The organism is Paenibacillus durus ATCC 35681 (assembly GCF_000993825.1).
GTDB lineage: Bacteria > Bacillota > Bacilli > Paenibacillales > Paenibacillaceae > Paenibacillus_AQ > Paenibacillus_AQ durus_B.
Genome location: NZ_CP011114.1, coordinates 2,507,297 through 2,522,774, shown reverse-complemented (window position 1 = coordinate 2,522,774; position 15,478 = coordinate 2,507,297). Strand labels below are relative to the sequence as shown.

General features: G+C 51.5%; 12 protein-coding genes. 6 read left to right on the top strand and 6 right to left on the bottom strand.

What is annotated here, in order from left to right:
• Positions 1–13 precede the first annotated feature (13 nt).
• From VK70_RS11535 to VK70_RS11515, 5 genes are all read left to right on the top strand, one after another.
• Positions 14–2,317 (top strand): thiamine pyrophosphate-dependent enzyme, encoded by a 2,304-nt coding sequence (locus tag VK70_RS11535; RefSeq protein ID WP_025700438.1) that lies wholly within the window; start codon positions 14–16, stop codon positions 2,315–2,317.
• Between the two features lie 382 nt (positions 2,318–2,699).
• Positions 2,700–3,050, top strand: a complete 351-nt coding sequence (locus VK70_RS11530; protein ID WP_025700437.1) for a NifB/NifX family molybdenum-iron cluster-binding protein — start codon at positions 2,700–2,702, stop codon at positions 3,048–3,050.
• Positions 3,051–3,090: 40 nt separating this feature from the next.
• Complete coding sequence (locus tag VK70_RS11525; RefSeq protein WP_025700435.1) at positions 3,091–4,410, top strand: O-acetylhomoserine aminocarboxypropyltransferase/cysteine synthase family protein; 1,320 nt, start codon at positions 3,091–3,093, stop codon at positions 4,408–4,410.
• A gap of 112 nt (positions 4,411–4,522) precedes the next feature.
• Positions 4,523–6,004, top strand: a complete 1,482-nt coding sequence (locus VK70_RS11520; protein WP_025700432.1) for a nitrogenase component 1 — start codon at positions 4,523–4,525, stop codon at positions 6,002–6,004.
• A complete protein-coding gene (locus tag VK70_RS11515) occupies positions 5,988–7,313 on the top strand; it encodes a nitrogenase component 1 (RefSeq protein WP_025700431.1) in 1,326 nt (441 codons plus the stop codon). Before VK70_RS11520 ends, VK70_RS11515 begins: the two co-directional genes overlap by 17 nt.
• 168 nt (positions 7,314–7,481) lie before the next feature.
• Here VK70_RS11515 and VK70_RS11510 read toward each other — a convergent pair whose 3' ends face one another.
• From VK70_RS11510 to VK70_RS11485, 6 genes are all read right to left on the bottom strand, one after another.
• Positions 7,482–9,614, bottom strand: a complete 2,133-nt coding sequence (locus tag VK70_RS11510) for a copper-translocating P-type ATPase (RefSeq protein WP_046723303.1) — start codon at positions 9,612–9,614, stop codon at positions 7,482–7,484.
• Positions 9,615–9,780: 166 nt separating this feature from the next.
• Positions 9,781–10,599, bottom strand: a complete 819-nt coding sequence (locus VK70_RS11505; RefSeq protein ID WP_025700426.1) for an ABC transporter permease — start codon at positions 10,597–10,599, stop codon at positions 9,781–9,783.
• The gene (locus VK70_RS11500; RefSeq protein ID WP_233277811.1) at positions 10,596–11,615 is read right to left on the bottom strand and encodes an ABC transporter ATP-binding protein; all 1,020 of its coding nucleotides are present in this window, start codon (positions 11,613–11,615) and stop codon (positions 10,596–10,598) included. The genes VK70_RS11505 and VK70_RS11500 overlap by 4 nt, the downstream gene beginning before the upstream one ends.
• A gap of 65 nt (positions 11,616–11,680) precedes the next feature.
• Positions 11,681–12,478, bottom strand: a complete 798-nt coding sequence (locus VK70_RS11495; RefSeq protein ID WP_025700422.1) for an ABC transporter permease — start codon at positions 12,476–12,478, stop codon at positions 11,681–11,683.
• A gap of 34 nt (positions 12,479–12,512) precedes the next feature.
• Positions 12,513–13,547, bottom strand: a complete 1,035-nt coding sequence (locus VK70_RS11490; RefSeq protein WP_025700420.1) for an ArsR/SmtB family transcription factor — start codon at positions 13,545–13,547, stop codon at positions 12,513–12,515.
• A 145-nt stretch (positions 13,548–13,692) separates the two neighbouring features.
• Positions 13,693–14,208: a MogA/MoaB family molybdenum cofactor biosynthesis protein gene (locus VK70_RS11485; protein ID WP_046723301.1), complete on the bottom strand. Its 516-nt coding sequence runs from the start codon at positions 14,206–14,208 to the stop codon at positions 13,693–13,695.
• Positions 14,209–14,417: 209 nt separating this feature from the next.
• Between VK70_RS11485 and VK70_RS11480 the strand changes: the two genes are divergently transcribed.
• Positions 14,418–15,464 (top strand): CobW family GTP-binding protein, encoded by a 1,047-nt coding sequence (locus VK70_RS11480; RefSeq protein WP_025699791.1) that lies wholly within the window; start codon positions 14,418–14,420, stop codon positions 15,462–15,464.
• The last annotated feature ends 14 nt before the right edge of the window (positions 15,465–15,478 follow it).

Genomic DNA, 15,478 nt, shown 5'->3' with positions numbered 1-15,478 from the left:
AGGTGGAACACTAATGGCTATCGATTACGAAAAAGAAGTCGGCTCCGCCAAGGTGGAGCAGAAGTTTTTATATGAATCCGGCAATGAAATGGCGGCTTACGCTGCGCATCAAATCAACTATCATGTGATGGGCTATTTCCCGATCTCCCCGTCCACGGAGGTTGCCCAATTCCTCGATTCCATGAAAGCCAGCGGGCAGCATGACATTATGCTGGTGCCTTCCGACGGCGAGCACAGCTCTGCGGGCATCTGTTACGGCGCATCCACCGCGGGCGGCCGCGTATTCAATGCGACAAGCGCCCAAGGCTACTTGTACATGCTGGAGCAGCTTCCGGTTCAATCCGGTACGCGGATGCCGATGGTCATGAACCTGATCTGCCGTTCCGTTTCCGGACCGCTGAACATTCATGGAGATCACTCCGACCTGTATTATGCGCTGAACACCGGCTGGCCGATCCTGATGTGTCCGGACCCACAGTCCGTATACGATATGAACATCATGGCAATCAAGTTGGCCGAGCATGCCAAGGTTCGCCTGCCCGTGCTGGTAGCCATGGACGGATACTTCACTTCTCACCAGAAGCGCCGCGTCCAAGCGATTGCGAACCGTGAAGATGTCCAAAGCTTTATCGGACCTCAACCGAAGGGTTATGACGATACGCTGGACCGCGAGAACCCGATTTCCGTTGGCCCTTATATGAACGAACCGGACTATATCAACAACAAATACCAACAATCCGTGGCGATGTACAATGCTGCGGAAGTATTCGAAGAAATCGCCAAAGAATATGGCGATCTGACAGGCCGCCATTACCCGATCCTGTCGCAGTACCGGATGGAAGATGCCGAGGTTGCGGTATTCCTGATGAACTCGGCTTCCGAGATCATCAAGGATGTTGTCGATCAGCTTCGTGAGAAAGGCATTAAAGCCGGCGCCATTTCGCCGAACATGATCCGTCCGTTCCCGCAGAAGCAAATTGCCGAAGCGCTGAAGAACGTTAAAGCCATCACCGTCGGCGACCGCGCGGATTCTTTCGGAGCGCATGGCGGCAACATGGTTAACGAAATCAAGGCGGCTCTGTTCACTTACGGCAATACAACAACGAAAGTAATCAGCCGGATTTACGGTGTCGGCGGCAAGGACTTCTTCGCTGAAGACGGCCACAGCCTGTTCGAGCTGGCTATTGAAGCAGCGGAAACCGGTGAAGTGAAAGTACCTTTCGACTATTACGGCCACAATCCGGGCGTTGCCGAAAGCGCGCCGAAGCGTGTGCTCAATCCGCTTAAATTCGAGTCTCTCAAGACAGGCTTGATTACTGTGGACAAGGATGAGGAAACAGGCAAACTTAAGGTTAAGATTCCGCCAATGCGCAGCTTGACCGTTAAACCGAAGCGCCTGTCCCCAGGTCACGGCACTTGCCCAGGCTGCGGTATTTTCTCCGGTCTGGAACTGTTCTTCAAAGGCATCGAAGGAGATATCGTCGCTCTGTACCACACAGGCTGCGCCTTTGTTACAACGACCGGCTATCCTTATTCGTCGCATAAATCGACGTTCATCCACAACCTGTTCCAAAGTGGTGCCGCAACCATGTCCGGTGTGGTTGAAATGTTCTGGGAACGCAAACGCCGCGGCGAGCTTGATCATCTGAACCTGAAAGACGACTTCACCTTTGTCATGGTTACCGGCGACGGCGGCATGGACATCGGTATGGGGCCGGCAATCGGCGCTGCGCTTCGCGGACATAAGATGATCGTTCTGGAATATGACAATGAAGGCTACATGAATACGGGTGCACAGCAATCGTACTCGACGCCGATCGGTCACCGCACATCGACATCCAGCATCGGCAAGACGCAAAATGGTAAGGTGACGCAGCATAAAGATACTCCGCAAATTATGGCTGCCACCAATATTCCTTATGTGTTCACCGGCTGCGAAGCGTTCCCGCAGGATTTGGTGAAGAAAGCCGCCAAAGCCCAATGGTACGCTCAGAACGAAGGGCTTGTATACGGCAAAATCTTGTCTGCCTGCCCACTGAACTGGATGACCGAAGACAATGTAGGCACCAAGCTGGTATCCCTCGCAGTCGATTCCTGCTTCTTCCCGCTGTATGAAGTGGAGCAAGGCGTTACCACGATTACGTACAATCCGGAAGAAAAGGAAAAACGCGTAGACGTTACCGAATGGCTCAAAGGCATGGGTAAAACCAAGCATCTGCTCAAGGAAGAGAACGAAGCTGCGCTGAACGGCTTCAAGGAAGAAGTAGAGCGCCGCTGGACCCGCCTGAAAGCTAAGCACGAGCATCCGGAGCTGTAAGATCCGCTGGATCGCTTGAAAATAGCAGCAAGTCTCCATTGTTGGAGGCTTGCTGCTTTGTTTTTTCTCCGAAATGATCACACTATATTCACGTTTCAGGGATTGAATTTTTCAGCACTAATCGGTATATTAAAACATAGTAAAACAATTGGTATTTAAGAGATTGAGCTGAGCGGTTAACCGCAGGCCGGATACTTCCTGATAACAGGATAGGTCCGGCCTTTTCTGTTGGTCATCATTGTGAAATAAGTCACACCCCGCTCATAAATTATTAGAGCCGTACTTGCGTAGAGCATGCCTTCTTGAAGTAGAAGGAAATAAACGGGGTATACCTGGCGGAGCAGCGCTCTTGTCGCAGTTTTTCGGAAGGAGAAGGGATGAAATGAAAGTGGCTGTCGGTAGTTCGGATGGTGTTAACGTAAACCAGCATTTTGGCCGGAGCGACCGGTTTTTAATTTACGAAGTGGATGACGAAGGATTCTATTCACAGACCGGAATCAGGGAAATTGGCAATCCTGCAAGCAGTCAAGGACATGAGCAAAGCCGTCTGGAGGCAGTAGCCGAAGCGCTAACGGATTGTTCGTATGTACTTGTTAGCCAGATTGGTCGTGGTGCCACGGCGGTGCTTCACAATGTGGGAATTACGGCTCTGGCAGTCGAAGCCCCCATTGAAAAGGCATTGACCCGGCTGATTTCCTTTCTTCATTCAGGCCGTGGAGCTATTTTACAGTAAGGCTTGATCAAATAATAATCATCTGAAAAGAGGGATCTGTATGAGTGAGAAACAATTGGGCTTTGATACATTGAAGGTAAGAGCCGGCTATGAGTCCAGCGAGCATAATTATTCGGTGGCCGTGCCGATTTATCAGACGGCTTCTTACGATTTAGGCGGCGTGGAACGAGCGGAAAAATTGTTCGGCCTGGAGGAAGCGGGCTTCCTGTATACCCGGATCGGTAATCCGACCGTAGCCGTGCTTGAGGAGCGGTTGACCGCTCTGGATAAAGGAACCGGCGCTGTTGCCGTCGCTTCCGGAATGGCCGCTGTCGCTTATACTCTGCTCAACCTGGCTGAGGGCGGCGGAAGAATATTAACAACACCTAGACTGTACGGGGGAACTTTCGACGCTATCAAGCATCTGTTCCCTAAATTCAATGTGCATGTCGATTTTGTGGAGAACTCGGATGATCCGGAAACCTTCCGGCGGGCCATAGGGCCGGATACCAAAGCGATACTGATCGAGAGTATCAGCAACCCGAACGCAACCATCCTGGATGTAGAAGCCATTGCCGAAATTGCGCATGACAACGGGATTCCGTTAGTTATTGACAATACTTTTGGAACCCCGTATCTGTTCGATTCCTTCGCCCATGGAGCGGACATCATCATTTACTCGGCGACCAAGGCGATCGGCGGGCATGGCACAACGCTTGGCGGAGTCATTGTGGAGAACGGTAAGTTTAACTGGAGTAATGGCAAATTCCCGCATTTTGAAGAGCCGCAGTATCTGCTGCGGGATCAGGCGACAGGACGCGAGCGCAGCATTCTTGAGGTCTTCCCGAATGCGCCGTTTACGACAAGAGTACGGCTTAGCTACCTCGCTTATTTTGGGGCGTCTCTCAGCCCGTTCGATGCCTTCCTGCTGATTCAGGGACTTGTAACATTATCTGAGCGGATTGACAAGCAGATTTCCAACGCGCTGAAAATCGTGCAGTATCTGCAAAGCAACGACAGAGTAAGCTGGGTCAGCCATCCCGCCGCAGAAGGCAATGCATACAAAGCCTTGGCTGACAAATATTTTCCAAAAGGCGCCAGTTCTATTTTCTCCTTTGGCTTTAAGGGAAATGAGGAGCAGCTCAAGACTTTTCTGAATTCGGTGAAGCTGTTCAGCTATCATGCAAATGTGGGTGACGCCCGCTCGCTCATTATCAATTCGCCGAAAACGACGCATGGCGAGCTTAACCCCGAAGAACAGGCGTTTGCCGGCATCAAGCCTGAAACGGTCCGCCTGTCCATTGGTCTCGAAGATGCCGAGGATTTAATCGCAGATCTGGAGCAGGCGTTCGAGCAGGCTTTTGTTGAGACATTGGTGTAGCGTCGATCATAGAGGTTATCAGCGTGGACGTGGAGCGTCCCCACAGTAGAATCAGTCCGGATTCTATCCGATTCATCCATATTATTTTATAAACGTAAAAGGGGAGAAGGACATGCCAAAAGTGAATTTGAATCTGACCGAGGTCCCGATCCGCGAGAAACGTTTGGGTTCGATTACGGGTTTTGCCGGAACAGCGGGAGACCTGGTCAACTGCTCCAACAGCGGCTGCCTGAAGGACGGCACCCGTTCTTTCAGCCAATGCATGGGCTGCAGTTCAGGAAATGCTTTTTGCCAATTATCCATGATTCGGGATGCAGCGATGGTCAACCATGCGCCTGTCGGCTGCGCCGGGGATTTCTTCGGCTTTAATTTCGTGTATCGCGTCGGCCAAATGGAGCGAGATCTTCCGCCGGCCATCGGCAGATATTTTAATACCAATATCGAGGAGATGGATACGGTCTTCGGCGCTTTATCCAAGCTGGAGAAGACGATCCGCCTCGCGTATGACAGAGTAAAGCCGAATGCCATCTTCGTTACCACATCCTGCGCCTCGGGGATCATAGGTGAAGATGTGGAAAGCGTCACGGACCGAATGACGAATGAACTTGGGATACCCGTCGTAAACTGCGTCTGCGAGGGCTTCAGATCCAAAATTTGGACCTCCGGCTTCGACGCCGCCTATCACTCGATTGTGCGCAAAATTGTGAAGCCTCCGCAGAAGCGGACGAACAAAGTGAATATCATCAATTTCTGGGGCAGTGATGTCTTCTCGAAGCTGCTGAACCGTCTGGGCTACGAAGCGAACTATGTTGTTCCCTTCTCTACCGTAAGCCAGCTGGAAACCATTTCCGAGGCTGCGGCCACGATTCAGATTTGCCCGACGCTGGGAACGTATATGGGAGCCGCGCTGGAACAAGTGTACGGAGTGCCGGAGATCAAGGCTCCAATGGCTTACGGTATAGCAGGAACGGATGCCTGGATGCGCGAGCTGGGACGCGTTCTGGACCGTGAAGACGAGATTGAGGAAATTATCCGCGAGGAGAGAGCGGCTGTCCTGCCGAAGCTGGAGGAGTACCGGGCTAAGCTTACAGGCACTACGTGCTATTTGACTGCGGGCTCAGCCCACGGCCATGCCCTGATCGCTCTGCTGCGTGAACTGGGAATCGAAGTGCAGGGCGCGGCTATTTTCCATCATGACCCCATTTACGACAATGAAAGCACCGCGGCGGATATGCTGGATCACACGGTCAAGACCTATGGAGACATTAAGGGATATAACGTCTGCAACAAGCAAGCCTACGAACTGGTCAATATTCTGAACCGCGTCCGTCCGGACTTGATGATCGCCCGTCATGGAGGAATGACTCTCTGGGGCGCCAAGCTTGGCATTCCCACTCTGCTGATCGGGGACGAACATTTTAGCTGGGGATACCAGGGGTTGCTTAATTATGCGGAACGCATCCTGGAGACGCTTGATAACCGGGAGTTTGTGACCAACTTGGCAAAACATAGTTCCATGCCTTACACCAAATGGTGGCTGGAGCAAGATCCATACACTTTTTTGGGAGGCAATACTCATGTCGAAGCTTATTGAACAGCCAAGGTATTCCTGTGCGCTGGGCGTTCAGCAGACGGTCATCGCAATCCAGCGGGCTGTGCCGATCGTCCATGCAGGACCGGGCTGCAGCACCAAAATTCACGGCCTGCTCGGTCAAGGGGAGGGCTATGCGGGAGGAAGCACGATCCCCTGCACCAATTCGAGCGAATCCGAAGTCGTATTTGGCGGCGAAAAAAAGCTGAAGGGTGTCATTGACGGTGCGTTCAAAGTCATCGACGCAGACCTTTACGTCGTGCTCACCGGCTGCACCTCCGATATTGTCGGTGACGATGTCGGCCAGGTGACCCGTGAATTTCAAAATCTCGGCAAGCCGATTGTGTTCGCGGAGACCGGGGGCTTCAAGAGCAATAACTATGTCAGCCATGACCTCATTATCAAGGCGATTGTCGACCAATATGTCGACCGGTATGCGCCCGCTAAAGGTGAAGTGATACCCGGACTGGTTAATGTTTTTGCCTCCGTTCCATATCAGGACCCTTACTGGATCGGCAACCTGCAAGAAATTAAGCGGCTGCTGACAGGCATCGGTCTTACGCCGAATATTCTCTTCGGGCCCGAATCGGGCGGCGTATCCGAATGGCTGACTGTTCCGCAGGCCGAATTCAATATTGTCGTATCCGCCTGGCCGGGACTGAAAAGCGCCAAGCTGCTCAAGCGGAAATATGGTACGCCGTTTTACCATTTTCCCTATTTGCCGGTGGGAGGAGTGGAGACCAGCCGCTTTTTGCGGGAGGTTGCGGCATTCGGCGCCAGCATTGACCGTGAAAAGGCCGAGAAATTCATCACGGACGAAGAGCGTAAATTCTATACGCATATCGAGCGTACAGCCGATTTCATGCTAGAGTTCCGTTACGGCATCCCGCGCGTATTCTACACGATCCTTGATGCGACTTATGCCGTAGGCTTCTCCAAATATTTGCTAAATGAGCTGGGCATTATTCCGGCGGAGGTTCAATACATTATTGACGATACTCCCGAACAGTACCGCGAAGGAATCCGCGAGCAGTTCCGGCGCATCTCCGACAGGAGGTCGGCGAATGTGGAATTCTCGGTGGACGGCGGGGAGATTCAGGAGAATATCAGGAAGACAAATCCGAAGCAGCGTGCGTTGATTCTCGGAAGCGGCTGGGAGCGCGACCTGGCTGTCGATATCGGTGCCGATCTGCTTCCAGTCAGCGTTCCGATCACCTACCGGCTGGTATTGAACTGCGGCTATGCAGGTTATAACGGCGGTTTGCGGCTGATCGAGGATATCTATGACCGTGTATTGGGCACGTACCGTTAATCATTCAAGTATTTTATTGAAATGTTAGAGAGCGCCCGGTACTGAAAGATCAACGAGGTAAAAAAGCTGCCGCTCAATTAAACTTTCGTTTGAACGGCAGTTTATTTCGTCTCTAAGTTGGCCAATGATTGATTTTGTTGTGTAACCCGTACAGCGGGAATCAGAATCTTAGTTCACCTTCAACAGTTTAGCGTTAATGGCGACAATAATGGTACTTAAAGACATAAGTACTGCCCCGACAGCCGGACTTAATAATATTCCAGCCCCATAAAGAGCACCAGCGGCTAGAGGGATTGCCACAATATTATACCCTGTCGCCCACCACAGATTTTGCACCATTTTACGGTATGTCTTCCGCGATAGTTCAATAATGGAAACGACGTCGCTCGGATCGCTCCTTACCAAGATAATGTCAGCGGTTTCGATTGCCACATCGGTTCCTGCCCCCACTGCGATGCCGAGATCCGCTTTTGCCAAAGCAGGTGCATCATTTACTCCGTCCCCGGTCATTGCCACGTGTAATCCGCCGCTTTTGATTTCGGCGATTTTGTTGGCTTTCTCATGCGGCAGCACTTCAGCGTAAACTTCATCCAATTCAAGGATTTTACCGACCCTTTCCGCAACTTGTTTGTTGTCGCCGGTAAGCATTGTCACTCGAACCCCAAGTTCTTTTAACCTATCAATCGCCTGTTTGGCGCTGTCTCTCACCTGATCCGCCAATGCGATGATTCCGGCCAAGACTCCATCAATCAGAACAAAGACAACGGTTTTACCTTCCGAAGACAGCCGACGATATTGATCAAGCGGATAAATCATCCCCTTCTGCTGCATGTAGCCGGGGCTTACTACCATCACCTCATGATCATCCACTTGTCCTTTAAGCCCTTGTCCGACCAATGCCTCAAAAGAATCCGGTGAAGATGGCTGTATCCCTTTCTTTTTGATTGCCGCGACAATGCCTTTTGAGATTGGATGCTCGGATTGGCTTTCCAGTGCTCCAACCAACATAAGGATTTTGGTTTCTTCGTAACCCGGCTGCGTTATAATATCCGTAATGCCGAATTCGCCCTGCGTTAACGTTCCCGTCTTATCAAATACAATCGCATTCATATTTCTTGCTTCTTCAAATGCGGTTCTATTCCGGATTAGCAGACCTTTTCTTGCTGATATCGAAGTGGAAGCGGACACGACAAGTGGTACAGCAAGACCAAGAGCATGAGGACAGGCGATGATCATGACGGCAACCATCCTCTGAATAGAAAAGTCAAAGCTGTATCCTAAAGATAACCAGATGAACAAAGTCGCAATCCCGGCAATTAATGCGATATAAAACAGCCACTTGGCGGCGCGATCAGATAAATTTTGCGTCTTGGATTTCGATTCCTGCGCCTCCCTGATAAGAGAAACAACCTGCGAAAGATAACCTTCCTCACCCGTCTTTTCTACAGTTACCGTTAATGCGCCTTCTTGGTTAACGGAACCGCCAATGACACGATTGCCCGGCACCTTTACAACTGGAATGGACTCTCCTGTGAGCATCGATTCATCAACGGTTGATTGTCCTTTTACAATCAGGCCGTCAACCGGAACTCTTTCACCTGGTTTAATTAAAATCGTTTGCCCGGTTAATAATTCAGAGACTGCAACTACTCTGATCGCTCCGTCAGTTGTAACAAGATGAGCCTCGGAAGGAATTAACTTCACTAACTCTTCTAAAGCCTGGGATGCGCCAAGAATGGACTTCATCTCCAGCCAGTGGCCGAGCAGCATAATGTCAATCAGCGTTACAAGTTCCCAGAAAAAATCGGTGTCGGTTAGTCCGGCTACTACCAGTGAGCTATATCCGTACGCGAAGACGATTGAAAGCGAAATTAATGTCATCATTCCAGGTGCCTTCTGTCTCAGCTCGTGGTAAGCCCCCGTTAAAAACGGAGAACCTCCATAAAAAAACACAAAGGAAGAAAGCAAAAAAAGGAGATATGTGTCGAATGGAAAACGCCAGTCTACGCCAATGAACATTTGAATCATCGGAGACAACATGAGTATCGGGACGGTAACAGCCAGGGAAATGTAAAAACGTCTTTTGAATTGTCCAACTTCATGACCGGCATGCTTGTCGACGGAATGTACGTGACCACTATGTTCATTTGTACTTCGATGATGCCCTGAATGAGCGTCTTTTTCAGCCAACTGCCCATGTTTGTAATCATTATCGATAGCGTTAATAAGATGAGAGTGGTGGGAATGGTGAGAATGGGTATGGTCAACTCCATCTGGATACCGAATTTTATCATTATTCATAAAAGCACCTCTGTTCTTACTTTTTAAATACTCGATATGATCATCAGAATTTCATAGAACCTCCTTTCAATATCAGTTTATCCTTTTCGGACTGTTTAGTCAATAATATTATTAATGTTACATCCTCACTTCAGGGAGTTTCTCCAATATAAATTATGAAACTAATTCAGAACAAACTCCAATTCCCCGTAAATCTGGCATGTCTCTCGGCCAAGGAGAGCAGATACCGGGTGAACCAGACAAGCGCCGCATCGGCAGCGACCAATACGACTAGCGCCCACATCCATTGTCCGCCGGTATTCCCGTACAGCGCCCCGCGAACGAGGATCAGGCTGTAGGTAACGGGAAAGAGCAGGGACAGTCCTTTTGCCCACACCGGGAAGACGGAAGGAGGGATGCGCACACCCCCGAACAACTCCATCGGAGCCTGGAAAATGTAGTACAGCAGGCCGGAGTCCCGTGAGAATAGGGAGACGGCGCTGAGCATCGCTCCCCAGATGACCGCAGAACATACGATAAGTGCCAGCACCGGCAGCAGTACGGCCCATTTCACCTCCCCGGGATCGGCGATAAACCAGAACGTCAGGAAGGAGAATGCCGCGAACATCCAGATTCCGTTAAACAGGGAGTACAGTGATCTGCCGTATAAAAAGGCCATTTTGGAGGAAGGCGTCAAGAAGATGATTTCCAGTGTGCTTTGTTTGCGTTCCATTTCGAACAGCCATGCCGAATGTACCGTAGTCCAGAACAGCTGAAATACGAGATAACCGCTAAGCAGGAACAGCGGTATTCCGCCGGAAGGGATCACTCTGGACAAGGCCGAGCCTTCACCGGTCCGATAGGGCTGCATCGCATAGTAAGAGGTCAGAAAGGCAAGCGCGGGCCAGAGCAGCATGGAGAAAAATACGGCTTTTCCTCTGGTGCGGCTTCTGTGCTGTTTCAACATTTCCGCCAGGAGCGAGATCATCCATCCGCGCTGCTTCATGATACTTTGCCTTCTGACAGCAGGATGATGGCATCTTCCAGATTAGGCTTCTCGGCAGAAAAGGAGATGACCTTCAGTCCATTCTCGGAAGTCCAGGGCAGAAGCTTGGTAATGAGCTTGTCGGCCGAACGGCTTTTTACCGTCAATCGGACCGGTTCCTCGGGGGATGAGCCAGATTCGGCAGAGGGCGTATGAAGCTCCGTCAATTCCTTCCTGTTCAGTCCGATTTCCGTATGAAGATACTCCAGCAGCAGCGGATTCAGCTCATCCCTCCAGCCCATTAGCTCAAAATGAGCCGTCTGCATGCCCGCCACCCTTGCCACAATGCGGTCCGGAGTGTCGCACATCAGCAGCTCCCCGCGGTTCAGCACGTTTACGTTGTCGCACAGCTCTTCCACCTCTTGCAGATAGTGGCTGGTGAGCAGAATGCCTTTCTCCCGTTCTTTCGCAAGATTGCGGACCATACTGCGCAGCTGCCTGGCTATCGGTGCGTCCAGCCCGAGCGTCGGCTCATCCAGAAACAAATATTTCGGGTCGTTGATGAGGCCCCTGGCGATTTGCAAGCGCTGCTTCATGCCTTTGGAATACTGCTCTACCGGACGGTCCGCCGCATCAGCAAGACCTACCTCGCTTAGCAGCCGGTCGCTTTCCAGCCGGAGACGGGCGGAGTCCAGACCGTACAAAGAACCGAAATAGTGGAGGTTCTCTCGTCCCGTAAGCCGCCAATACAGCATCCGTTCGCCGCCTGCGATCATATTCACTTTTTGCTGAATGGCGCTGCGGCTGCGGTTCATGTCGAGTCCGTCGACCTCAATGCTGCCTTCCGTCGGATCAAGCAGGGTGGACAGCATGCGGATGGTCGTCGTTTTGCCGGCTCCGTTAAGTCCTAGCAGACCCGTGATTTGTCCAGGCTCAAGAGTGAGCGACAGCGATTTTACCGCTTCAGTCTTCACACGTTCGGCGCGCAACCAGCCAAGCCTGTTCTTAGTTTCGTATATTTTGGTAACTTCGTTCATTACGATCATCCTGTTCACAGCCTTTCTTCTTATGTAGTGCCTACCGTTCTGCACAAAATCTCCTTTCAATACCGCTCGAACATTCGCCGCTCGATCCTTCTGCCGCTCCAGAGAGCTAGCGCGATATAGACGGCGCAGAGCAGCAGGACAGGAACAATATCGCCAAACCGGATGACCCCGCCCGTCAGCAAGCTTCCCCGCAGCAGCGCCAGCGCATCGGTCAAGGGAAACAGATTCCCCGTTAGCCGCAGAGCTTCGGGCAGATACTCCCGGGGGAACTGAAATCCACATAACAGGGCGGTAAACGCGAACAGCGTATTTTGCACAAAAAAAGTATCCCGCGTATGCAGCATAACGCATCCCAGCAGAAGTCCCATGGAGAAACAGGACAGCAGGTAGGCGAAAACGCCGAACAGTACGGACAATGCATCGAAATCAGGCAGCTTCAAACCCGCCGCAATTCCGAAAATCAGCACGACCGCAAGCTCGAACAGACTACGCATAAGCTGCTGAACGGCAGTCCCCGCAAAATAACCGAAACGGCTGGAAGGAGAGAGCAGCAGCGCTTCCAATGTGCCTTCCCGCCACTCCGTAATCAGTGCCCTCGAAACATTCATAATCATGCTTACCGAGAACAGACTCAGCGCCCCGCCGATCATGACATACGTTAAATAATCGGAGGTGCCCGCATACGCGGCAAACCGGGTCTCAACATCGCCACTAATCAGATATACATAGGAAAAATAGGTGACAAGGACGAGATACGTTCCATCAATGATGTGGCCGAACGTAAACGTCCAGGGATAAGCTCTAAGATTGGACCTTTGGTTCCTGACCAAAGTTGCGAGGGCGGTATGCCACATGAATCAGCGCTCCTTTATACGGCTCTTGTTAAAGTTACTGCTCCAGAAACTGTCTTTGCAGCACAAGCGTCATCTCAAATTCCTCCTTGTCGGCGGAGTAAAACTGATAGTTCCCCCGGCGTTTGGCCCTGATCAGACCGGCTTCGGTCAGAAGCTTCAGATGCTTGGACACAGCCGCTTCGGATATCCCAAGGACGGGAGCAAGCTGCTTTGTGCAGTGCGGTCCTTTCCACAGCAGCTTCACGATCTTGAGCCGGGTCTCGTCGCCAAGCGCCTTGAAACGCAGGAGCAGGTCGGCCGGCGGAGCTTCGCTGTACGGCAGCTCAGGAATGTCGACGGCAAGCGGCAAATAGAGATCTTTTCCGTACCAGCCGATTAAGAGATGGGGAAATATAAAGGTGCTGGGAAACACATAAATATGCTCCAGGCTGTCATAGGAAAAATGGTAGGTATTCGCTTTCTGTGCGGTAATCTCCCCATTCTCCGCAAACAAGCGCGGATGCAGGGAAGCAAGGGCTTTTTCTACGGACTTTTCGGCCTCCTGCTGAAAGGCGGCGGCGGCCGTCTGCAGCCATGGCTCGACATCCTGCCATTCCCGGCGAAAAAAAGATTCCTCGTACTCGGCAAGCGTGCCTGTAAGCAGCTTGCGGAATTCCTCCAGCGAGTCAAGCAGCGTCAGCCCGGCCTCCTCTAGTTCCTGATCTTCCAGCCCTCTTGTGCCGTTCATCCATTGGATGATGCTTCCAATTGGCACTCTATTGTTCAATGCCAAGTGGATCAGCTCGGCGTCCGGTTGGGTGCTCAGCGCATCAATGCCTTTCCGGCAGGTCATAGGCTGTCCGGCATGGTCTGCCAGGTCAACTAATGCGGTCCAGCAGTCGGTCCATCCGCCAACTTGACGGATGCCATCCCGAAGCTGGGGCGGCATTTTTTTCAGCAGCTCCTGAGACCACTCTAGCCGCCTTGGATGATGCTCCGGCTGGTACAGCACATGCAGGCTGCATAGCATTTCATGGAAGGGACTGACAACGGTTTTGATTTTACGGTGCAATAATGGTAATGAGCTCATTAAGTTCCTTTCCGATTAACCGGATGGTTAATCAAAAACCACTTTCGCGAAAAGTGTTCAACATTATATCGGGGAAAATGGACCGTGTCAATGCAAAAAAACCAGACCCCATTCAGGGTCCGGTTACAGATGCTGGAGAGAGATTTCAGGAGGATTTATAAATCTCCCGCATCACATGGCGCAGCTCAGGAATAATTAGCCGAGTCATTGCAAGCTTAACCGCTCCAACGGACCCGGGCATGGAGAACACGGCGGTGCTGCCGATTGTACCGGCTACCGCGCGGCTCAGGATCGCTGCGGTTCCGATATCCTCGGCAAAGCTCAAATAACGGAATATTTCCCCGAATCCGGGCATTTCTTTGTCCAGCAGCGACTTGACCGCCTCGTAGGTGGTGTCGCGGGGAGCAATGCCGGTGCCGCCCGTAAGCAGCACGGCCTCGATGCCGCTATCTCCTGCACATTCGTGAATAAGTTCGCGGATATCGTCATAATCATCCTTGACAATGATCCGCCCGGCAATCTTATAGCCAGATTCTTCCAGCAGCGTCTCAATAAGGCTGCCGCCTTTATCCGTATCCATCGTCCGGGTGTCGGAAACCGTAATAATATAGCAATTGACCGAATCCGGGGCTTCCTTGCGGTGCTGTTCGACTGAATTCATAGGTCTTCTTCACTCCTTGCCGCAAATTTACATGATTCGCATACGCCACTATCATAGGGGAAAGAGATGCCAGCTTGCAAGAAAAGAGAAAGTGGGAAGCTGTGAGCGTTTACTTGGAAAGCGTATACATTATTTTGCTGAGGTTGCTTCGCCGGTAAGGAATGTAGTACACTCGCTTACAGAACAGATACATTGGGAGAGAATGAGATATGGATAGAACCATTCCTGTATATATACTGTCAGGCTTTCTTGGCAGCGGCAAAACAACTCTGCTGTACCGATTGCTGGAGTATTGGAAAGATCAAGACCTGCGTCCGGCCGTTGTCATGAACGAGCTCGGAGAGGTCAACTTCGACGGCATGATGGTCGATAAATCGGTGCCGATGGCGGAACTGCTCGGTGGCTGCATCTGCTGCTCCGCAAGCGCGGATCTCAGTATGGAGCTTAATACCCTGGTGAAAAAAGAGTCGCCGGATGTCATCGTCATTGAAGCGACGGGAGCGGCCAATCCTCTAGATATCATTGATAATGTGACGGAAACCTCGCTCTATAGCAACGTCGAATTAAAGGGCCTGATCACCGTAGTTGACGCCGCCCATCTGCTTCAGCTGCACAGAGAGCAGAAAGGGGCCTCATACCGGCTGATGCAGGAGCAAATCCGCAGCGCTTCCGTGCTGATTCTGAACAAAACGGACCGCGTGTCCCCGGAAGAAGCGGAGGAAGTAAACGGGGTTCTGCGCAAATGGAATGCGTTCGCGGAGATTATTCCGGCGGTACGATGCGAGGTGGAACCGGAAAGTCTGATCGACCGCACGGATAACACAGCTTTTACGGAAATCTCGGAGCATGCGCCGGAAACGGATTCCTTGGCTTCGATTTCAGGCGAGGGCTTGACGGAGGCAGGGGAGAAGAATGCCGTTGATCCCAAACGGGCTGCACATGATCATGTGATGGCATATACGCACTTTTTTAAGAATCCGATTAACAGTGTGGAATTTGAAGCCTTTATCAAAGAACTGCCCGGGGACGTATACAGGGCGAAGGGTGTGCTTACCTTTAATGATACTTCGGGGCGCTTTCTGTTCCAGTACGCGTACCGGGAGTCGGACTTTCTAAAGATTAACCCGCAGGGAGAGGTCACGGACGTGGCTGTATTTATCGGGGAGCACTTCTCGTCAGGGGATCTGCGGAAGAAACTGCTGAAGCTGGAAGGACGGGGATTTACCCTGCCAGGGACCATAAAACGGGGCTTGTAGCTTCAGGGAATCTG

What these genes read in the sequence shown, in the direction of transcription:
- VK70_RS11495 (WP_025700422.1), bottom strand. Translation starts at nt 12,478, where the DNA reads ATGTGGCATACCGCCCTCGCAACTTTGGTCAGGAACCAAAGGTCCAAT.
- VK70_RS11515 (WP_025700431.1), top strand. Translation starts at nt 5,988, where the DNA reads ATGTCGAAGCTTATTGAACAGCCAAGGTATTCCTGTGCGCTGGGCGTT.
- VK70_RS11490 (WP_025700420.1), bottom strand. Translation starts at nt 13,547, where the DNA reads ATGAGCTCATTACCATTATTGCACCGTAAAATCAAAACCGTTGTCAGT.
- VK70_RS11525 (WP_025700435.1), top strand. Translation starts at nt 3,091, where the DNA reads ATGAGTGAGAAACAATTGGGCTTTGATACATTGAAGGTAAGAGCCGGC.
- VK70_RS11505 (WP_025700426.1), bottom strand. Translation starts at nt 10,599, where the DNA reads ATGAAGCAGCGCGGATGGATGATCTCGCTCCTGGCGGAAATGTTGAAA.
- VK70_RS11500 (WP_233277811.1), bottom strand. Translation starts at nt 11,615, where the DNA reads ATGAACGAAGTTACCAAAATATACGAAACTAAGAACAGGCTTGGCTGG.
- VK70_RS11535 (WP_025700438.1), top strand. Translation starts at nt 14, where the DNA reads ATGGCTATCGATTACGAAAAAGAAGTCGGCTCCGCCAAGGTGGAGCAG.
- VK70_RS11520 (WP_025700432.1), top strand. Translation starts at nt 4,523, where the DNA reads ATGCCAAAAGTGAATTTGAATCTGACCGAGGTCCCGATCCGCGAGAAA.
- VK70_RS11480 (WP_025699791.1), top strand. Translation starts at nt 14,418, where the DNA reads ATGGATAGAACCATTCCTGTATATATACTGTCAGGCTTTCTTGGCAGC.
- VK70_RS11485 (WP_046723301.1), bottom strand. Translation starts at nt 14,208, where the DNA reads ATGAATTCAGTCGAACAGCACCGCAAGGAAGCCCCGGATTCGGTCAAT.
- VK70_RS11510 (WP_046723303.1), bottom strand. Translation starts at nt 9,614, where the DNA reads ATGAATAATGATAAAATTCGGTATCCAGATGGAGTTGACCATACCCAT.
- VK70_RS11530 (WP_025700437.1), top strand. Translation starts at nt 2,700, where the DNA reads ATGAAAGTGGCTGTCGGTAGTTCGGATGGTGTTAACGTAAACCAGCAT.